This is a genomic window from Algisphaera agarilytica (assembly GCF_014207595.1).
Lineage (GTDB): Bacteria > Planctomycetota > Phycisphaerae > Phycisphaerales > Phycisphaeraceae > Algisphaera > Algisphaera agarilytica.
The window spans coordinates 2,692,181-2,712,994 of record NZ_JACHGY010000001.1; the positions used below are offsets into that span (position 1 = coordinate 2,692,181).

The window sequence follows — 20,814 nt, forward strand, 5'->3', positions numbered from 1 at the left end:
TGTCCCGTGCTACCGATCTACGACCTGCAAACTCCCGACGGCCAGGCGGGCCTCGACGCCTGCCTCGCCCGACTCCGCGACACCGCCTCGGCGACGGGCGACGCCGCCAAGACCGTGGCCGACGTGATGGCGGATGTGCAGGCCCACGGCGACGCGGCGCTGGTCAAGTACATGCAGAAGTGGACCGACCCGGCCTTCGACGCGGCCCGTATCCGTGTCACCGCCGAAGAGTTGGCCGAGGCGGAAGCCACGCTCGCGGAGAACGCCGAGCTGCGCGACGCGATCCAGCGGGCCATCGACAACGTGCGCGAATACCAGCAGCACGTCATGCCCGCCGACACGGGTACGGTCACGATCAACGGGGCCGAGCTCGGTATGCGTTGGACGGCCGTGGACAAGGTCGGGCTCTGCGTGCCCGGCGGGACCGCGGTGTTGTTCTCAACCTTGGTCATGCTCGCGGTCCCCGCGATGGTGGCCGGCGTCGCGCCCGAAAACATCCACGTCATGTCGCCGCCGCCCACGGCCGGCACGGGCATGGGCACGAACGACATCTCGCCGATCGTGCTGGGCACGTGCAAGATGCTGGGCATTACCAACGTCTATCGCATCGGCGGTGCGCAGGGCGTCGCGGCGCTGGGGCACGGCACCGAGTCGGTCCCGCAGGTCGACCTGATCGCGGGCCCCGGCAATATCTTCGTGCAACTCGCCAAAGCGCAACTGGGTGCCGCCTGCGGCACGGACAACGGGTTCTATGGCCCGTCGGAAATCGTCACCGTCGCTGACGCCTCGGCAAACCCAAGGTGTGTCGGTGCGGACCTCATCGCCCAGGCCGAGCACAACCCCGGCAAGTGTTTTCTCGTGGCTTGGGAAGCCGGCGTGATCGACGCGATTGTCGACGAAGTCGAAACGCAGCTCTGGGAGCGGGACCGGACGGAGGCGATCGTCAATGCGTTGCGTGACGAGTCGTGCGCGGTGGTGGCCAACGACGAGGCGCACGCGATCGAGATCGCCAACACGTTTGCCGCCGAGCACGTAAACCTGGCCGTGGCCGACCCGCAGAAGATGCTCGACCAAATCCGTCACGCCGGCGAGGTATTCCTCGGCGACCAAACCCCGGTCGCCGCGGGCGACTACCACGCCGGCCCGTCGCACTGCCTGCCCACCGGCACCACGGCCCGCTTCACCAGCGGCGTGAGCGTGTACACATTCCTGAAGCGCACCGGCACCGTGGCGTACCCCAGCGGGATGAGTTCTCAGACGATCGCCGACATCGCCGCCATGGCCGAGGCCGAGGGTCTCGATGGCCACGCGGCGTCGGCCCGCGTGCGGGGTTGAGTTGAAATCAAGGTGTTTTGCCGCGGCGGCCCCGGGTCATTGACCCGGGGTTAATGCAAGCGTTACCTGCGGTAACGCTTGAGCGTTTCCACGACTTTCGCGTGAACGTCGAGGGGTTGGGCGACCATCACCCAGTAGGACTCGGCGATGGCGGTGCCGGCGGTGAAGAAACCCAGGGAGCCCAACGCGAACAGGCGTTCGCGCAGCGAGAAGAGCAGCTCGCTGTGGGTGATGTTCTGCAGGGTGGTTTCGAAGACGCGGACGCGCAGCACACCCGCGACGGTGATCACCCGCTGGTCGGTCATGACGTACACCCGGCTGAGCCATTCGAGTAGTTGCCAGAAGAGGCGGGCGGTGATGAGCAACACGCCGGCGATGACGATGTTCTGGGCCAGGTCGTACGCCTCGGCGTCGCGCGCGAACAACACGCCCAGCAGCGTGAACAGCGTCATGATCGTCAACGTTTTGAGCGGCCAGAGCAGGATGTAGAGCGGGTGGGGTTTGAGCAGGAGGATGATGACCTCGCCGGGCTGGAGCAGCTGGGCGGGGATCATCGTGGCGGCGCGGACGGCCGAGGCGTCCTGATCGATCGAGCCGTCCATTTCGACGTCGGATGCTGCTGCGTGGGCGGGCTCGTCGGACGCGGGCGCGGCGCTGAGCTTGCGGTCGGGTTGAGGCGGGGGGGTGAGGTTCAAGCGTGTTGCTCGATGACGGATTTCTTGAGGACGCCGATCTCGGGGAGGTTGCGGTAGTAGTCGTCGAAGTCCAGGCCGTAGCCGACGACGAACTCGTCGGGGATGTCGAAGGCGACGTAGTCGATGGGGAAGCTCATGGCTTCGGGGCGTTGCTTACGGAGCAGGGTGCAGGTCTTCAGAGCCAGCGGGTTGCGTTTCTTGAGTTCTTCGGTGACGGCCCGGAAGGTGTTGCCCGAGTCGAGGATGTCGTCCATGAGCAGCACGACCCGGCCGGTGAGGTCCTGGGGCACGGTGTTCAGGGCGTTCTCAATTTTGACACCCTGGCTGGTGGTGGCGGTGCCGGGGTAGGAGCTGACGGACATGAGGTGGATCTGCATCCGCTGGGGCAGGCAGCGGATCATGTCGGCGACGAAGATGATGCTGCCGGTGAGGATAGGGACCAGCGTGACCTCGCCGTCGTGGTCGATTTTGGCCAGATCAGCGGTGACTTCCTGGGCCAGGGCTTCGATCCGCTGGGCGATCTGCTGCCGGGTGATCAGGACTTTTTCGATGTCGTCATTCATGGAAACAGTGTACCCGGTCAAGAATGCTTGACCCCGGGCCGGAGGGTGCAGACAATGTTGAATCCCTCCCACACCCGCGATACCCGGCGGCCCACCTTCGCCGGCGGCGCCGCCCACCCCGATCGATCTTCCGAAAGCCCTGCTTATGTCGCTCATCTCCCGCCACGCTCTGGTTTGTGTTCTGGGTCTGCTCACGGCGGTCACGCTGGTGGGTTGCAAGACCGAAGAGGCCGGCCGTGCCCCCGCCGCGGCCCCCGGCGCCACCTTTACCGGACCGCGTTACCTCTACAACACCGTGGGCTCGCTGGCCCGCCTGAAGAACAACCAGCCCCGCCTGGTCAGCGGCTACGGCGTCGTGGTCGGACTCGACGGCACGGGCACGAGCGAGGTCCCCGCGGCCCTGCGGCAATGGCTCATCAACGAGATGACCAAGCAGGGCGTGGGCAGCCGGCAGTACGACGAGATCCTGCCCATGAGCCCGGCTCAGTTGCTGGCCAGCCCAGACACCGCGGTCGTGCGCATCGCCGGGATCATCCCCCCCGGTTCCGTGGCGGGTAGCCGTTTCGACCTGGTCGTGACCGCCGCCGACACCAGCACCACCAGCCTGGTCGGTGGCCGGCTGTGGACCTGCAGCCTGTCCCAGGGCGGGCTGAACCCGGAGAACTTTTACCTCACACCCCTCGCCGAGGGACGCGGCCCGATCTACCTCAGCCCGACCGACAACGCGAGTCGCGATGCGTTTGAGCTTGACGAGAACCGCCGGACGGCGCTGGTCGTCGCGGGCGGCGAGGTGTTGGAAACCCAGGCGTTCGAGCTGATCCTGAACCAGCCGAGCCACCCGCGTTCCCGGGCGATCGCCGACCGTATCAACGAGCGTTACCCCGCCGCCCCCAGCGACAGGAGCCAGACCGCCAACGCGATATCGCCCCTGGTGATCCAGCTGAACATCCCCGCCCGTTACGCGGAAACGCCCAAGGAATTTATTGATCTGGTCATGCACACGTTCATCGATCGCTCGCCGGGGCTGGTGAAGTTCAAGGGCGAGGAGCTGATCGAGCTGTTGCGTGAAGACCCTACGCAAAGCAACCAGATCGTGATCGCGCTCAAGGCGTTGGGGCCGAATGTGCGGCGGGTGCTACAGGACTACTACACGGTGGACACCACCAAGCCCGAGGCCGAGCGCATCCCGCTGTACCTCCGCTTGGCGGCGCTCGAAGCCGGGGCGTATGTCGGGGACGAGTTGTCCAGCCGGCACCTCCTGGAGCTGGCTGGGCACGAAGAGCCATCGGTCCGCATCCGCGTGGCCGAGGCTTTGGTGAACCTGCCCGACAGCGACTTCGGCGGGCAGGCCCTGCTGACCCTGCTCAACGACCCGGTGATCTCGGTCCGCATCTCGGCGTACGAATCGCTGGCACGCAGCGGGAACCGTCGGCTCATCGAGCGGACCGAAATCAAGGACCGCAACGGCGAGATCAAGCTGGTCATCGACCGCCTGCCCGTGAAAGAGCCGCTGGTCTACATCACCCAGAAGGGCTACCCCCGGCTGGTGATCTTCAACCCGCGTCTGGGTTTTGACGTGCCCACCATGGCGGGCATCTGGGGCGGCCAGCTGATGGTCCGACGCACCGCCGCCAGCGAGCCTGCCGAGCTGTTCTACCAATACTCCGACCGCGATCAGAACAACAAGATGGTCTCGGACCAACACAAGATCGACCCCACGCTCGCGACCCTCGCCTACATCCTCGCCCACAATCCCACCTTCGAAGACCCCCAGCCCGGCTACAACCTGACCTACGGCGAAGTGGTGGATGCGGTCTACCAACTCGCCCAGGCCGGCGCGATCGATGCCGAGGTCGAAGTCGACCGCAGCCTGCTCACCCGCCTGCTCGACCGGACCCGCGACGAACGCGGCGCCCCCGGCCCCGACCGCCCCGAAACCGCCCCCCGAGACACCTCCGGCGACAGCGCCGCCTCGGGCTCGGCCCCCACCACACAGCGTGACGAGAGCTCAGCGGCGCGTTGAGCGCAAGTGATTTTCCACAAATGAGTTCCCCGTGGGGCACGAAACCCGTCATCCCGGACCAGGGCCCGCCGGGCTCAGCAGTTTTGAACGCGATTCGTTATCATGCCCGATAATGAATTGGGAGAAACGTATCGCCCCGGATTCCATCCGTGACACGAAGAGCGTGCCGCCGAGTCCGGATCAACTTCACCAGCACCCGGTCCGACACGGAGGTCGACCCGCATGCGTCTAGCGAAACTCACCCTCGCCGGCTTTAAGTCGTTCGCCGACAAGACCGAGATCCCCTTCGACGAGCCCGTCGTGGGCATCGTCGGCCCCAACGGCTGCGGCAAGTCCAACGTTGTCGACGCCATCAAATGGGTCCTCGGCGATCAATCGCCCAAGAGCCTCCGCGGCGGCGCGATGATGGACGTCATCTTCAACGGCAGTGCCAAACGCAAGCCCGCCGGCATGGCCAGCGTCACGCTCACCTTCGACAACCCCATCAAGCCGGGTGCTGAGGACCGTAGCGACGAAGCCCCGGATCAACCCCCCAAACGCGCTCTCCCCCTGGACACCGATCAGGTCTCCGTCACCCGCCAGCTCTACCGCGACGGCACCAGCGAGTACCTCGTCAACAACCAACGCGCCCGCCTCCGCGACATCAAAGAACTCTTCATGGACACCGGCATCGGCACCGACGCCTACTCCATCATCGAGCAGGGCAAGGTCGCCCGCATGCTCGAAGCCAACGCCGCCGAGCGCCGCCAGATCTTCGAAGAAGCCGCCGGCGTCTCTCGGTTCAAGGCCCGCAAAAAAGAAGCCCTCCGCAAACTCGACCGCACCGAGCAGAACCTCGCCTTGGTCCGCCAACGCCTGGAAGACACCGAGAAGCGCCTGCGCTCCGTGAAGATGCAGGCCGCCCGGGCCCGCTCGTTCCAAGAACACTCGGCAAAGCTGCGCGACCTGCAACTCACCTTCAGCCTCGCCGAGTACCACCGCCTGCAGAAGCAGCTCGGCGAAGTGCAGGAACAACTCGAACAAGCCGAGGCCGACCGCGTCGCGGCGCAGCGCGAACTCGCCAAGCACGAATCAGCCGTATCCGACGCCGAGACCGAGCGCGAGGCCGTCGCCCAGCGCAGCCAGCAGTTGCAGCAGGCCCGCGTGCAGCAGGAGTCCGCCAAGGAGCAGGCCGAGCAGCAGCGCCGCTTCGCCGAGTCAACCCTCGCGGATGTGAAGAAACAGATCGAGCGCGACCAGACGCGTCTCAACGAACTCGACGGCCGGCAGACCCAGCTCGCCGAGGAAGCCGCGCAGCACACCGAGCAGGTCGAAGAACTCACCACCGCCCAAGCCGACGCCAAGCAGCGGCTCGAGGCCGCGCAGACCGAGCACCGCGAACTCCAGCACACGCTCAACGAAAAACGCGCCAACCTCGAAGACGAGAAGAACGGCCTGACTGACCTCTTGCGCAGCGTCTCCAAGCTCCACAACGAGATCACCTCGATCGACGCCTTCGAGAAATCGCTCGTCGGCACGCGTGAAAAACTCGACCAGCGCACCGGCCAGATCGCCGAGCAACTCGAAGCCCTGCTCACCCAGCGTGACGAAGCCGAGGGCCAGCTCGCCGAATCGGTCTCGCTCATTGATGCCGAGAAGACCAAACTCGAAGAGCAGAAAGACCTCGCCGGCAAATTCGGCGAGCAGCAGAAGCAGCTCTCCGCCCGGCTCGCCGACTCGCGTGAGCAGCGGGCCGACCTCGACTCGCGCCGTCGTCTTTTGCAGGAGATGGAAGACAACCTCGAAGGCATCGCCGACCCCGTGAAGGCCGTGCTCTCACAAGCCGCTTGCGGCTTAGCCCCCGAGGACCAAGACGCCGCCGACCCCGCCTTCGACCTCGTCCGCGGCCTCGTGGCCGAGCTGATCGACTGCGACGTCCAGCACGCCGCCATCGTCGAAGCCGCCCTCGGCGAACACCAACAAGCCCTCGTCGTCGACCGCCTTGCCGAGTTGTGCGACCCCGCCACCGGCCAGGCCGCCATCGACGCCCTCGCCGGCCGCGTCACGTTCCTCTCCATCGATCAACCCCCGCTCCCCCCGCTCACTCTCAAGCCGAACGCTGCGGAGCAGAGCGACAAAGCGTCGGATGCCCTCGCGAACCACCTCCGCCCCGTCATCGACCTGGTCCGCTACCCCGAGTGGCTGGGCCCCGTCGCCTGGCGCTTGCTGGGCCGCACCCTCGTCGTCCGTGACCTGGACACCGCGATGATGCTCCGGGCCACGCTGCCCTCGGGCTACCGCTTCGTCACCGAAGAAGGCGAAGTCCTCGACGAGCAGTGTCGCGTGTTGGCCGGCCCCCTGAGCGCGAACGCCAGTGGCGGCTTGATCTCGCGTCGTTCCGAGCTCGCCTCGTTGCAGGCCGAGCTGTCCCAGCTCGACGCGATCATCGCGTCGGACCACACCACCCTGACCGCGATCTCCGACCAGGCGGCCCACATCGAAGAAGTCACCGCCGCGCTGCAGCAGTCGATCTTCGATGCCAACGCCGTGAAGGTCGAGCTCACCAGCCGGCTCGACAGCTTCCGTGGGCAGATCGAGTCGCTCGAGAAAGAGCAGCCCGTGGTCGCCGCCGAGACCGAGAAGCTCCACCGCCAGCTCGCCGAGGCCGACGAGAAGCGAACCGCCCATCGCTCCGAAGCCGAGCAACTCGAAGCGCAGTCCGCCGAGCGTGAAGCCCGCCGTGCGGCGCTTGATGCCGAGATCACCGCAGCCACCGAAGCCGCCGACGCCGCACGCGAGAGCGTGACGTCGCTGCGGATCGACGCGGGCAAGCTGGCCGAGCAGCTCAGCGCCGCCGAGCGCCAGTCGCGTCAGTTCGAAGTCGCCCGGGCCGACGTCACCCGTCAGCACACCAAACTCTCCGAAGAACTCAAGGGCACCCACGCCCGCATCGCCGAGCTCGAAGAAACCCAGGTCAAGGCCGAGGAGGCTGCCGCCGTGGCCAAGCGTAAGCTCGACGAACTCGTCACGCAGTGCGAACTGATCCAACGCAAAGTCACCGCCGCCGACGAGGCGCTGAGCACCCTCAAGGCCGACTTCAGCCAGCGCAGCGGCGCGGTGGGCAAGCTCGAGAAGAGCGTCCATCAGGCCGAGATGAAGCAGCGCGAACTCGAGGTCAAGCTCGACAGCGTCACCCAGCGCACCGCCGACCAGCTCGACCTCGACCTGCCCGACGCCTACCGCAAGCAGAAGCAGCTCGCCCTGTTCCCCAAGGAGCAGCAGCACGTCGCCCAAGCCGGTTCTGAGCGAAGCGAACGGCCGGATCACGCCGATGAGAGCGATCCGGAATCCGGGATCGAGAACCCGGAAGCGCCCGCCCCCATCGCCGCCGCCGCGACCGAAGTCCAGGGCGACCCCTTCAACCTCTCGTCCGAAGACTGGGACCAGATCAAGTCCGACATCGAAGAGCTCAAGGGCAAGATCGCCCGCCTGGGCACCGTGAACATCGACGCCATCGCCGAGGAAGACCAGCTCGCCGGCAAGCAGGACGAGCTCGCCGACCAGGTCAAGGACATCGAAGACGCCGAGAAACAGCTGCACGCCTTGATCGAACAGCTCAACGACGACTCGCGCACCCGCTTCGAGGAAACCTTCAACCAGGTCCGCGAGAACTTCGCGGGCAACGACGGCATGTTCCGCAAGCTCTTCGGCGGCGGTCGGGCCGACGTCTTCCTTGAGCCGGACGAGAATGGCAACGTCGACATCCTCGACTCGGGCATCGCCATCACCGCCAAGCCCCCCGGAAAAGAACCGCGTGCCCTCACGCAGCTGTCCGGCGGCGAGAAGACCATGACCGCCGTGGCCCTGCTCATGGCGATCTTCAAGTCCCGCCCCAGCCCCTACGCGATCCTCGACGAAGTCGACGCCGCGCTTGATGAAGCCAACGTCGAACGCTTCGTCAACGTGATCAACAGCTTCCTCGACCACTCGCACTTCATCGTGATCACCCACCACAAGCGCACCATGCAGGGCTGCAACAAGCTCTACGGCATCACGATGCAGGAACGCGGCGTCTCCAAACGCGTCAGCGTCAACTTCGACCAGATCGGCAGCGACGGCAGCGTCTCCCAGGAGACCCTCAACGCCAACGCCGAAGTCGAAAACCAGGCCGAGCAAGCCAAGCCCTCGTCCCGCGAGCAGCTCGCCGCGATGCTGGCCAGCAAGGAACCGGTCGAAGTCGGTAGTTGAGTGCCAGGCAACTCGTTTAGCGGGAGACGCGAAGCGTCCCACGCGGGGCACTCCGTGCCGCCCACTAAACGATGATGTCGATCGGTTGCGAAAGTTTCACTTGGCGGTGATCAGGATCGCCCAGTCCTGGTCGGACTTCGACGGTGCTTTGCCGAGCGAAGCTTTTTCGCCGCCGGTGAGTGACGTCACGCTGCCGTCTTGCAGGTCACCACCGTTGCGCGGGTCGAACCACTTCACGTCGAACGTGCCGGAGTAAGCGCTCAGGTCCAGCGTCGCGTCGCCGCCTTCGGTGAGGTAGACGACGAGTATGTCGCTGCCGTTGGTCAGGTAGTGGCCGAGCTTGTTGCCGATCAGCGAATCGTCGTTGTGCATGTCCCAGAACGGGATGTCGTGGGCGTAGAAGAAGTCGTGCACCGCGTAGCCGGACCAGATGAGCAGGTCGTGGAAGTGGGCGTAGTCGTCGAGCTTCAGGTCCGAGCCGCCCGAGTAGTACTCAGCCCCGCCGCCGCCGGCCATGATGTTGCCCCAGAGCACATACTTCCGGCTGAGGTCGAAGCCCGCGTTTACACCCTTGTTGCCCGGTCCCTGCTCGTCACACGCCACGACCCAAGGGTGGCCCTTGGCGGCCGAGCGATCCACCCAGATCTTGGTTTCGTTGAACACGTTTTGGGTGGACGTGGCTTCGGGGGTTTGGAGGGAGATGCCGGTGAGGGAAGATTCGCCGAGGTGGGGCTTGTAGAAGTTGCTCTTGTCTTTGGATGGGCCGGTGTGGAAGACGCGGTGGTTCTGCCACGGGTCGATTTCTTCGAGGTAGCTCAGCCAGGCTTTGCGGGTGCCCGCGCCGACGGGGATCTCTTCGGAGATATTCCAGTTGAGCGCCAGGTGGTGGCCGAAGCGGGCGACCATCTCGCGGTAGTAGGTCTTTCGTTCGTCGCCGATGCCGCCGTTGCCGAAATCGAGATCGCGGGCGTTTTCGATTTCGGCGAGCTTGAAGTGCAGGTGCAGGCCCTTGCGCTCGGCGTGGTCAAACACGATCTCCCACTGATCGAGTTTGGAGCAGTCGAAGCGGAGGCGTTCTTGTTTTGAGGTGTATGGAAACGCGCGGTCGCCGTCGCCGGGGCCCGAGAGGGGGCGTTTGTCGTTCTTGGGGTCGGGCACAAGCCGGCCGATGTTGTTGAGCACCATCGAGATCGAGTTGGCGCGGGTGCTTTCGATGTAGTTGACCGCGCCGAGGATGTTCTTGCCCTTGCCGTTCTGCCAGGTCTGGCCGTCGCCCTGGTAGTGCTTGGCGTGGGCGGTGAACGGGTGTCGGATGCCTTTGTGTCCCTTGGCGGGGGTGTTGTCGAACTTGTCGTACTCGAGGAAGTTCTCCGGCGAGTCGGGGCCATACTTCAGGAAGTAGCGTCCGCTGCCTTCGAACTGCAGGTGGTGTTTGCCGACGTAGCGGAGACGACCATCGGCGCGGAGGTCGGGGGCGGTCGCGGGGTTGTCGGCGTCGATCTCAAACGAGCCGGCCAGACCGTCGTAAGGCGCCAACGCTTTGCCGGGGTTGCGCTCGGTGCTGGTCGCCACCATCTTGCCTTCACGGAACGACACCTCGTACTCCCACACGCCCGGCTCGGAAGGGCGGAAGTGGCAATGCCAGGCGTTTCCGGCCGTCGCGCTGCTGTTGGCTGCATCGCCATCCGCCGCGAAGAAGCCCGGCACGGTCAGCGTCTTGCCCGACGCAGCGTGGGTGAAGGTCACGTCGAACCGGTAGTCGGTGAACGGGTTGGGCGTGGCGTCTTCCGCGGTGGCGGGGCCGTCCAGAGCGAGGGTGACTTTGTGCCAGGGGTGCAAGTCGCCGAGGACTTCGATCTCGCCGGAGGAAGCGGAGGCGTTGCTCGCGGCTTCCGCTTCGACGTTGGTGAAGGATGATTCGGGAAGCGATTGGAGGTCTTTGAGTTTCGCGTCGTGTGACTCATGGAAGAACACCATCCGGTCGAGATTGAACCGCGTCGATCGGCCGGACACCGTGAAGGTGTAGGTCTCGCCCGCCTTGAACTCGTACACCGCTTCCTTGAGGTGGGCCTTCTTTTTCTTGTCGAGTCGACGCGCCTGGCCCCACGACTCGGGGGCGCCGCCGAAGAGCTTGGTGTCGGTTTGCAGGACGTCGAGCGGGATCTCGTCGCTGCCGGAGGCGAAATCGCCTTCCATGCGGACGAAGCAGTCGTTGTTCTTGTCGCCGGGGTTGCCGAGCAGGCGTTTGTGGGCGCGGAACATCAGGAAGTACCGGCCGGGCTTGTTGATCGTGAAGCGGTACTCCAGCGGATCGACGGCCTTCTGCCCGCTCCACGGGCCTTGGTACTCGAGGTGCCCCTCGCCCACGGCACCTTTGGGGTAGCCGTCCGCGTTGGCGGGGATCAGCTTCCACTGGCCGAGGAGCGAGTCGGTGCTCTCCATCTCGATGACGAGGTAGCCACCACGTTCCTCGAAGACTTTCTCCGCCAGTGCGCTGGGCACGCAAAACAAGACGACGCAAAACAGCAGGAGCGATCGACGCGGGCAGTGGGGCATGATGTTTTTCCAGGGAGGGGATTCAAGAGCAACAGATTGTGAACCATAAACAGTTTACCGAGCTTCGTGCGGCATTGTGCTTGGCAGAGCGTCGTTCCGGGGTGGTCGGTGGTACGGTGTTGGCCATGGTTGACGATGTTTTCGCCCATCGATGGCGGTTTCTCAGGTGCTCGTCAACGGTTTTGCTGACGGTATGCGGATCGGTTTTGGCGGGTCTGCTGGCGCTTTCGGCAACAAGCCAGGAGCTCCTCGCAACCCCCGTCGAGCGTCACGGCCAACTCCGCGTCCAGGGCACGCAGATCCTCGACCAGCACGATCAGCCCGTGCAGCTCCGCGGCATGTCGCTGTTCTGGAGCCAGTGGGGCGGGGCGTTCTTCAACCCCGATGTCGTCGATACGCTGGTCGACGACTGGGGCGTCACGCTCATCCGTGTGCCCTTGGCGGTGCACCGTGGCGGCTATATGGAGCACCCCGAACGCGAGAAGGCCAAGGTGATGACGGTCGTCGATGCCGCGATCGCCCGCGGCGTGTATGTCATCGTCGACTGGCACGCCCACGAACCCGAGCCCGAGGCGGCCGCCGCGTTCTTCGCCGACCTTGCGCAGACCCACGGCCATCACCCGCACCTGATCTACGAAACCTGGAACGAACCGCTCAACACGCACGGTTGGGCCAAGGTCGTCAAGCCGTACCACGAGCGCGTCGTCGCCGCGATCCGCGAACACGACCCGGACAACCTGATCGTCCTGGGGACGCCCACCTGGTCGCAAGACGTCGACGTCGCCGCGGCCGATCCGGTGGCCGGGACCAACCTCGCCTACACCCTCCACTTCTACGCCGGCTCCCACGGCCAAGCCTTGATAGACAAAGCCCGCCGCGCCATGGAACAAGGCGCCGCGCTCTTCGTTTCCGAGTGGGGCACGAGCATGGCCAACGGCGGCGACGGCGTCTTCCTCGACGAGTCGCGGACTTGGCTTGACTTCCTTGATGAGCATCAGCTGAGCTGGGCCAACTGGTCGCTCTTCGATAAGGATGAATCGTCTTGTGCGCTTCGTCCCGGCTCCTCGCCGCGTGGCCCCTGGCCGGAGGATCGGCTCACCGCTTCGGGCCGATTCGTCCGCGAACAACTTCAGAAGTAGGCTGTTTAGCCGCGCGGCCTGCTGATATTTTTACTTAGGTGTATAGCCGGATGTGAGAAATCGGTTGTATTTGACTCATCAGCACCCGCGTGTCTCATTTCCATCATCTCTATAATCGGGTCCACGTATTCAGCGTTCGCTGACTCGCGGTTTGATCCCTCGCCCTCTACAACGTCTCCCATGAAACATCACGCCTCGATCCTGCTCGGCACCCTGCTCCTGCTGTTGTCGCTGTCCGCCCGCGCCGCCGAGCCGGCCCCGCCCAACATCGTCTTCATCATGATCGACGACCTGGGCCTCTACGACCTGCACTGCTACGGCTTCGAAGCGGTCGACACGCCCAACATCGACGCCCTCGCCGCGCAGGGCATGCTCTTCACCCAAGCCTACGCCGCGTCGCCCGTCTGCTCGCCCGCCCGGGCCGGCACGATCACCGGCCAGTCGCCCGCTCGCCTCCACCTGACCAACCACCTCTCCCGCAAACACTTCGCCCCCGAGAACGCTAAGGTCCTCGACGCTCACACGCTCTTGAACCTGCCGCCCGAAACCGTGACGTATGCCGAGCGTCTCCAGGAAGCGGGCTACGCCTGCGGCTTCTTCGGCAAGTGGCACCTGTCGGTCAACGCCGCCTGGCCCAGCAAACACGCCGAGGACCCGCTCACCCTCCCCGACAACCAGGGCTTCAACAACAACCTCGGCGGCAACGGTTCGGGCGGCCCGCCGAGCTGGTTCTCGCCTTACAACAACCCCTACATCCCCGACGGCCCCGAAGGCGAATACCTGCCGTACCGCCTCGCCGACGAAGCCATCGCGTTTATGAAGGCCCACCGGGATCGACCGTTCCTCATCAACTTCTGGAACTTCACCGTCCACTCCCCGCTGGGCACCACCCCCGAGCTCGAAGCGAAATACAAGGCCAAACGCAAGGCCGGCGCTAAGATGCACAGCCCCGTCTACACCGGCATGATTGAAGCGACCGATCAGGTCGTCGGCAAACTCCTGACCGCGCTCGACGATCTCGGCCTGGCCGACAACACCCTCGTCGTCCTCACCTCCGACAACGGCGGCATCAAAGGCCTCACCCACGTCGGCGACCAGCCGCCCCTGCGCATGGGCAAGGGCTACCTCTATGACGGCGGACTCCGCGTCCCGTTCATCGCCCGCTGGCCCGGGAAGGTCCAGCCCGGCAGCACCAGCGACACCCGCGTCACCCACCTCGACCTCTACCCCACCTTCCTCGAAACCGCGGGCCTCGCCCCCGACCCCGGCCGCCCCCTCGACGGCGACAGCCTCGTCGCCCACCTCACCGAGCAAACCGACCTCGACCGCGACGCGATCTACTTCCACTACCCCAACTACGCCTGGCACAGCAAAAACCGCCTGGGCAGCGCCATCATCCAGGGCGACTACAAACTCCTGCTCCGCTACGACGACGATTCGGTCGAGCTCTACAACCTCGCCCAAGACCCCGGCGAAACCACCGACCTCGCCGCGGACATGTCCGAGCTCGCCGCCGAGTTAACGCAGAACCTCAAGGCCTGGCTCAAAGAAACCAACGCCCGGTTGCCCGTGCCGAACCCGGATTACGTTGCTCCATAACGGAATGGGGCCGAGTGAAAACTTAACGACTGGATATACTGGATTCTCCTTTCAGGAGTGATTCCGGCATGTTCAGGTTGTTTTATGTAATCGTTGTTCTTCTGCTGCTCGTGAGCCTGTCTGCCCGCAGCAATGCGGACAAGGCTCAGTATTATCAGCGCTTTGACGAACGAGTTGAAACTATGCGTGCGGCCATAGAAGCCGGGGCTGCGCCAGAAGAGTTGGCAGATGCCGCACGTCAATTAAGAAATTCTGTGAGTACGTTGGCATCTTTAGGCCATGTCGAACGTATGGACGAGATGTTGGATGCGATGTGTTTAACGCAGGACGCATGGGTGCGGGTCTACGCCGATCCGCAGTCGACCCCCAGGAAGCTGCATCTGGAGCCGGGCGTGATCCGATCGGTCGAGCGTCGGGTTCGCGGTGAGGAGGATCGGCTTAAGCTGGATGAGGTCCGACGAAAGACTTGGGTGGCGTACGAGGCTTACCTTCCTTATGCAAAAAGAAGGGCGGTTTGGGAACCGTTAACGCTTCACGACTTCTTGGCGTCTATGCCCGGCATGGTCCTGTCCGAGGAGGATTATGCAGATAAGACGCTTGAGCTTCTGGATGAATGGTCGAGCATGATCGAGGAGCATGAGAAGGTCGGTCAGCGTGTGAAGAGCTCTTGGAAGAGTATGGCTGCGGCTATTAATAAGCAGTTCCACTGGGAGCGTAGTCAGTCTGGCTTGCTCACTTCGCGTATCGATGCGAAGCAGGTGCAGCCCGTCCTTGATTGGTTGGAAGCGAGGCCGGAGCCGTCTTTCCATTTGTTGGCGCTGCGTCATCGCATGTTGGCATCGGAGTCGGAGCAAGATCGTCTTGCCGCAGCAGAGCAGGCCTTGGAAATACTATTTCCTGAAACTGATATCGGGAGTGAGTACAAGGGCAGCTATCCCACCGAATTCTATAGCACTTATTATTTTATGGGAGCAGTCGTCCGTGACGCGATCGATGTATTGGTGCGGCAAGAGAAGGATCAGGCGTGGTACGAAGGGGTCTTAGGAGGGGTAATCGAAAGCGGAGATGCCTTACCTCTGGTGTATCATCCCGAAGCGACCCACGCTTTGGCGTCGCGATTGGCGAAAATCCAGTCGCGCAACTATGACAGCGCCGTCAAACGAGTGGGGCTTGATCGGTCGGCGGCCCCCGGGGATATCGCGGTGCTTCTGGTGGCGCTGCGTGAAGGGGATGTGCCCGAGGAATTCGAGCAGGTCCACCGCAGACTGATCAAGTCGCTGACCGAGGACTACAACGTTCGGCGGGAAGCTCTTGAGGCGGTACAAGAGGTCAACTCGGGCGAAGCCGAACGCAACCCGTGGTTGTCGGGCGAGTTTGTGGTGGATGAGATCGAATTCGATGCGCCGGTGGCGGACTGGGGGGTGCTCTATGCCGTCCACCCCGATGCACGGCCGGGCGAGGACTTGTCGGCGGCAGCGGTTTTTCTCAAAGGGCTCAATGTTCGCTGGCCGGGTTTGGTTGATCGAGGTCGTTTCCAGGTGACAGTGGCGGCGATGTCTTTGCAGGGGGGCGGAGCTGAGGTGTTGCATCGGTTCGATCTTGAGTGGGATGCAGCGAACAGCAATCCCTACGGAACGAATCTTGAGTATGCGGTGTTCGGCGACATTTTTGTGTGTGTCGGGGCCGAGGATACGATCTATATCTCGACGCCTGAAGGGGTGACCGAGATCCCCTCGGATCAATTTGAACCCGGCAAGGCATATACGCCGCAGCGGCCCATCCGTGTGATGCAGAGTGGTGGCGAGTTTTATCTTGCGGGCTTTAAACGTTTCGCACGCATCGTTGCCGAAACGCAAGAGTTCGAGACTATTTATTCGTTTGCCAACGAGAAAGGAGCCGGCGATCAGCCGGTGCTGCCCGGGCTACGGGACGCGGCGATCCTTGATGCTGCGACCGATCCGGGGAATGGACGCGTATGGGTCTGCGTTGCGGTGCCGCCGTATTTGGGCTCACCACCTAAGTTCTTGGTGCTGAACCCTGATGGCGGGGGGCTGCGGGTGTACGACGCTCCTGTTCTGCCGATGGGGGTGCATGCGTGGTGGGCGACCTTCATGGAAGAGTCGCCGGTGTTCTGGGGCATCGATGGTGGGATGATGCTGACGCTTGAGTGGCCTGAATGGGTGACGCGGTACAACTCGGAAACGGATCTGCTTGAATATCTGGAATATCCCCGCAAAGACCTGGGGGAGTACCGAGGCCCGGATGGGCGTATCCTGAAGACCATGCCGTCTCTGATGTATTCCAATCGCCTAGGGCCCTGGGTCATCATCTTGGCTAGCGATATATATTGGGCGGCCGGGGTAGGGGGGAAGGGGTATGCGCTTGACGATCTCGACGCCTTCGACGGCTCGTGGGGTGTACAGATTGATCTCGAAACGATTTGGATCGTCCCCAGCTCCCCGCGAAATGTGGGGCAGGGGCAATTGGATGAGAAGCGGAATGTGATCCAACGGCTGCGGTATCAGGCAGCGGAGTGAGTTGAAGCTGTCATACATAGCTGATTTCGGTCTTAAATGAAGCGAAGACAGAAACCAATCAGAAGGTTGGTGGCGAAATTGATGACGGCGTATGTAGTCAGGAGAGCGGGCACAAGCCACGCATTGCTAAGCGAACTCTTCTGCACAACATAGATAACGGCCATGATGGCAGCAGCCAACATGTTTAGCTGTCCTAGTGCCATGAGGGGCGCTTCGGTCAAGAGCAGGAGACCCATGGGGAAGATTGCGAAGAAGATGAACTCGACGCCGGGTGGGATCGAGTCAGGCCAGATGAACATGTGGGGTACTACGCCTGTTGGCGGTTACGGTTCATCCGGTTGATCCGCATCGATGCGAGGCTGAGCGGGAATAAGCCTAGGCCTATGATCATCCCGTCGTTAAGGATCATGATGGTGGTTACAAGGAGCGGATCGGGGCCTATGCCGAAGGCGTCTTGAGTAGGTAATCGCAAAGGGGTGCCGGTGGGGATGAACAGCGGGGAGCAGGCGATGGCGAGGGCGGCAGCGGCGAAGACTGGCACCATGACAAAGACACGCCACCCGCGACCCGTGGACTTGGACCAGGCCGAGCGGATGATCACGAGGTAGGGAAGCAACAACACCGCCGCGATGATCACGGCGGTGTTGCTCAGCATGAGGAGTAACACCCAGACCCGGGAAGGCCCAGCGGACACGGTGCCCAGGCTGGGGAGTTTTTTAAGGGGGTTCATGCGGTTAATGGTACTTCGCGACGCGTGGTCTGGAACAGCTGATTCGCTGCCCGAGGGTTTACTTCAGCGCGAAGACCTTCATCGACGCGGCGTATTGGTTGACGTCGTATTTCTCGAAGAGGTCGCCGAGGTCGGCGTGCATGGGTTGGTCGGTGGTTGCGGCGGGGGTGCAGCACGAGTTGGCGACGGCCTCGTCGGAAGGCGGGGCGCAGCAGGCGGCTTGGCCGTCGACTTTGGCGTAGGCGGTGAGGTCGGCTTGGCTGTCGATCAGGGCGACGTCGCGGAAGCCCGCGGCTTTGAGGCCCGACTCGAATTCGTCGATGGGGATGGCCCCGGCGATGCAGCCGACCAGGGCGGCGACGCTGTCGGCGAGCTCCTGGGGGAGTTCTTGCTTGAGCGCGATGTCGGACACGGCGACGCGGCCCCCCGGCTTGAGGACGCGGTACATCTCGGCGAAGACGGCGTTCTTGTCGGCGGCGAGGTTGATCACGCAGTTGGAGATGATCACGTCGACCGAGTCGTCGGCCAGCGGGAGGTTGTCGATGGTGCCGAGCTTGAAGTCGACGTTGGTGTAGGGCTTGCCGCCCGGGCCTTGCAGGGTGTTGCGCTGGGCGAGGGTGATCATGTCGGGGGTCATGTCTACGCCGATGGCGCGGCCCGTGGGGCCGACTTTTTGCGCAGCCAAGAAGACGTCGAGCCCTCCGCCGCTGCCGAGGTCCACGACGACTTCGCCGGGGCTCAGGTTGGCCAGGGCGATGGGGTTGCCACAGGACAGGCCCATGTTGGCCTCGGCGGGGATGGCGGCGAGTTCGTCGGCCGAGTAGCCGAAGGCCTCGGCCACGGCGTGGACGTTGATGTCGGAGCTGGAGAGTCCGCTGCGCGCGGTCTCGCCGTACTTCTCGCGGATAACCTGGGTGAGCGGCTCGGTGTTGGGGGTGGGTGAGCAGCAGCCGCTTGAGGGGTCGCAGCAGGATTCGGAAGTCATGGGGTTTCCTGTGGGTTGGTGGTGAATCGTGGGGTGCAGCGGGGCTGCGGGGTTTAAAGAAATTCAGCAGCAGTCGCCGCCGCACAGACGATCGCGGTCGGCCTGGAGTTCGGGGACCTCGGCGAAACAGCACTGCAGACATTCGAGCATCTTGGCGTGGAACGCACTGCCCGACGGGGCGAGGCGGTAGTACACCCACTGCCCGTCCTTGCGGGTCTCGACCAGCTCGGCCCGCCGGAGATAAGCGAGGTGACGCGACACCTTGGCCTGGGGCAGGTCGAGGGTGTTCATCAGGTCGCAGACGCAGACTTCTTCCTGATCCTGCAGCAGATTCATCAGGCGCAGCCGCGTGGGGTCGGCGAAAGCGCGGAAGATGAGGTCGGCATGGGGAAGGGTGGCGGCTGTCATATTCGTTTATGCGAATATACTGGATCGGAGCTCGACGTCAAGGGGCTGGGCTTCGGTGAGATCGGGGGTCGATTGCAGGACGTGGGTGGCCGGCGGGTGAAACAGCCGGGGCAATACTTCGTATAGCCAAGCGTTCACCGACACGGAGCTCATACGATGAATGATGCGAGACGGATTGGGTGGTTGGGAATCATCGCCATCGCGGCGTGTTTTGGCGTGATCGCCGATGCCGCACCGCCGGCCTACGACCCGTTGGCGGTGGGTGCGGCAGAGCCGGTGGTCGTGGACCTGTCCGTGCACGATGCGGAACGCCAACGAGAGATTCCGTTGCGGGTCTATCTACCGGTGAACGCCGAGGGGGCAGACGAAAACGCGGATGCCATGCCCCGGCCGGTGGTGCTGTTTAGTCACGGGCTGGGCGGGTCGCGTGAGAACAACCCGTATCTGGGTGAGCACTGGGCGAAGCGGGGGTATGTCGCGGTGTTCATGCAGCACTTGGGCAGCGATGAATCGGTGTGGAAGGACGTGCCGGTGGGGCAACGGCTGCGGGAGATGCAGAAGGCGGCCAGCGGGAAGAATGCTCGGCTCCGTCGCGGCGATGTGGTCGCGGTGATCGATGCGTTGGAAGCCTGGAACGCGGACCCGGCGTCGCCCTTGATGGACCGATTAGACCTGGATCACATCGGGATGTCGGGGCATTCGTTCGGGGCGGTGACTACGCAGGCGGTGAGCGGGCAGCGGCCGGGCTGGGGCCGTGAAGTGTGGGGCGATCCGCGGATCAAGGCGGCGGTGGCGATGAGCCCGAGTGTGCAGCGCGGCGTCAACGCGGACCGGGCGTTTAGCGAAGTGACGATGCCCTGGCTGCTGATGACCGGGACGCTGGATGTTGCGATCATCGGCGATGCGGATGTGGAAGCACGCTTGGCCGTTTACCCCGCGCTGCCCGCCGGTGACAAGTACGAACTGGTGTTAGACCGGGCCCAGCACTCGGCGTTTGGTGATCGGGCTTTGCCGAGCGACCGTGAGCCACGTAACCCGAATCATTACCGCGTGATCCTCGCATTGAGCACGGCGTTTTGGGACGCCTACCTCCGCGACGACCCGGCGGCGAAGGCGTGGCTCCGGGGCGATGGGGCCGAGGGGGTGCTGGAGCCGGGCGACCGTTGGCAGCACAAGTGAGCGACCCGCACGCAGGATGCGATAACCGTGGCGACGCATTTCACACTGCATGCGGAAATAAAAACAGCCCTCTGAATCAGAGGGCTGCTGGGGGTGTGGGCCGTGTCGCGAGCTGAAGGGATCAGGCGGCCGACGGGGCTGGCGTGGGGGCGGACGTGCTGGCCGCGGGTTTGTGGAGGCCGACCACGATGGCGACCGCTGCGCCGTTGGCCCAGTAGAACCAGGCGTCGATGCCAGAGAATCCGAACACAAAGGGGGCGGCGAGGAAGGTGATGCCCACCGCGCCGTCGACCGCGAGGTGGATGCGGTAGGACAGGATACGGAAGACGCCCAGCATGTGGTCGGTCAGCAGCGTAAGCACGAAGGCGGCAACGCCTGTGGTGACCGAGAGCCAGAGCGCAAGCGGGTGGGAATCGCCCAATCCGAAAATGAACGGGGCGGTGATCAGCAAGAGCGCGACGGGGTAGTCGAGCAGTGCGTGGATGTTTTTGGTGATGAATCGCATGGTAGGTCCTTGTATGGAGTTTGTAGGTTCAGGGTTGGTTTGAAATAGTCGGGAGTTAGTCGGTGGCGATCGCGCAGGTGTGGTGCCAACACGGCCGCGCGTCTACGAGGCAGACGTACGCAGGCACGGCGATCACACGCTCGAAGGCTGGGGGCCGGAAGTTTCGGGATGTCGTTGAGTAGGGGGCTGCCTTAGAACAAGGCGAGGCCGGTGCCGTTCAGCGCTGCTTGGAGCGGGTCGCGACGGTCACATCGGGGAGATTGGAACTGGGAGGGCAGGGGCCGCATAAATAAACAACCGCGCAGGCCGGCGGATTGTTCCACGGCGGGAGCA

At 63.9% G+C, this 20,814-nt stretch carries 15 protein-coding genes; 7 read left to right on the forward strand and 8 right to left on the reverse strand.

Annotation, left to right across the window (positions count from 1 at the left end; all coding sequences use genetic code 11):
- Positions 1-6: 6 nt before the first annotated feature.
- Positions 7-1,335, forward strand: a complete 1,329-nt coding sequence (gene hisD, locus HNQ40_RS11635; protein WP_184678002.1) for a histidinol dehydrogenase — start codon at positions 7-9, stop codon at positions 1,333-1,335.
- Between the two features lie 62 nt (positions 1,336-1,397).
- Here hisD and HNQ40_RS11640 read toward each other — a convergent pair whose 3' ends face one another.
- Together HNQ40_RS11640 and hpt are read right to left on the reverse strand one after the other, a co-directional pair.
- On the reverse strand, positions 1,398-2,030 hold the full coding sequence (locus HNQ40_RS11640; protein WP_184678003.1) for a PH domain-containing protein: 633 nt from the start codon (positions 2,028-2,030) through the stop codon (positions 1,398-1,400).
- A complete protein-coding gene (hpt, locus tag HNQ40_RS11645; RefSeq protein WP_184678004.1) occupies positions 2,027-2,593 on the reverse strand; it encodes a hypoxanthine phosphoribosyltransferase in 567 nt (188 codons plus the stop codon). The genes HNQ40_RS11640 and hpt overlap by 4 nt, the downstream gene beginning before the upstream one ends.
- Before the next feature lie 145 nt (positions 2,594-2,738).
- Between hpt and HNQ40_RS11650 the strand changes: the two genes are divergently transcribed.
- On the forward strand, positions 2,739-4,616 hold the full coding sequence (locus tag HNQ40_RS11650) for a flagellar basal body P-ring protein FlgI (protein WP_184678005.1): 1,878 nt from the start codon (positions 2,739-2,741) through the stop codon (positions 4,614-4,616).
- 222 nt (positions 4,617-4,838) lie between these two features.
- Positions 4,839-8,843, forward strand: coding sequence for a chromosome segregation protein SMC (gene smc, locus HNQ40_RS11655; RefSeq protein ID WP_184678006.1), 4,005 nt, complete (start codon positions 4,839-4,841; stop codon positions 8,841-8,843).
- A 96-nt stretch (positions 8,844-8,939) separates the two neighbouring features.
- On the opposite strand, the gene HNQ40_RS11660 is transcribed toward smc, so the two are convergent.
- Entirely contained in the window at positions 8,940-11,399 is a 2,460-nt protein-coding gene (locus HNQ40_RS11660) for a DUF5060 domain-containing protein (protein ID WP_184678007.1), read from the reverse strand.
- A gap of 206 nt (positions 11,400-11,605) precedes the next feature.
- Between HNQ40_RS11660 and HNQ40_RS11665 the strand changes: the two genes are divergently transcribed.
- From HNQ40_RS11665 to HNQ40_RS11675, 3 genes are all read left to right on the forward strand, one after another.
- Entirely contained in the window at positions 11,606-12,538 is a 933-nt protein-coding gene (locus HNQ40_RS11665) for a glycoside hydrolase family 5 protein (protein ID WP_221435503.1), read from the forward strand.
- A 180-nt stretch (positions 12,539-12,718) separates the two neighbouring features.
- Positions 12,719-14,137, forward strand: coding sequence for a sulfatase (locus HNQ40_RS11670; RefSeq protein WP_184678009.1), 1,419 nt, complete (start codon positions 12,719-12,721; stop codon positions 14,135-14,137).
- A gap of 68 nt (positions 14,138-14,205) precedes the next feature.
- Positions 14,206-16,674: a hypothetical protein gene (locus tag HNQ40_RS11675; RefSeq protein ID WP_184678010.1), complete on the forward strand. Its 2,469-nt coding sequence runs from the start codon at positions 14,206-14,208 to the stop codon at positions 16,672-16,674.
- Positions 16,675-16,706: 32 nt separating this feature from the next.
- Here HNQ40_RS11675 and HNQ40_RS11680 read toward each other — a convergent pair whose 3' ends face one another.
- From HNQ40_RS11680 to HNQ40_RS11695, 4 genes are all read right to left on the reverse strand, one after another.
- Entirely contained in the window at positions 16,707-16,973 is a 267-nt protein-coding gene (locus HNQ40_RS11680; RefSeq protein WP_184678011.1) for a hypothetical protein, read from the reverse strand.
- Between the two features lie 8 nt (positions 16,974-16,981).
- Entirely contained in the window at positions 16,982-17,404 is a 423-nt protein-coding gene (locus HNQ40_RS11685) for a hypothetical protein (RefSeq protein WP_184678012.1), read from the reverse strand.
- Positions 17,405-17,462: 58 nt separating this feature from the next.
- Positions 17,463-18,389 carry an arsenite methyltransferase gene (gene arsM / locus HNQ40_RS11690; RefSeq protein WP_184678013.1) on the reverse strand — a complete coding sequence of 309 codons (927 nt, stop codon included), beginning with the start codon at positions 18,387-18,389 and terminating at the stop codon, positions 17,463-17,465.
- 63 nt (positions 18,390-18,452) lie between these two features.
- A complete protein-coding gene (locus HNQ40_RS11695; protein WP_184678014.1) occupies positions 18,453-18,797 on the reverse strand; it encodes an ArsR/SmtB family transcription factor in 345 nt (114 codons plus the stop codon).
- Positions 18,798-18,980: 183 nt separating this feature from the next.
- On the opposite strand from HNQ40_RS11695, the gene HNQ40_RS11700 reads away from it, so the two are divergent.
- Positions 18,981-19,976: an alpha/beta hydrolase family protein gene (locus HNQ40_RS11700; RefSeq protein ID WP_221435504.1), complete on the forward strand. Its 996-nt coding sequence runs from the start codon at positions 18,981-18,983 to the stop codon at positions 19,974-19,976.
- Positions 19,977-20,097: 121 nt separating this feature from the next.
- Here the strand turns inward: HNQ40_RS11700 and HNQ40_RS11705 are convergent, their stop codons facing one another.
- Positions 20,098-20,481: an SPW repeat domain-containing protein gene (locus tag HNQ40_RS11705; protein WP_184678016.1), complete on the reverse strand. Its 384-nt coding sequence runs from the start codon at positions 20,479-20,481 to the stop codon at positions 20,098-20,100.
- Between the last annotated feature and the right edge of the window lie 333 nt (positions 20,482-20,814).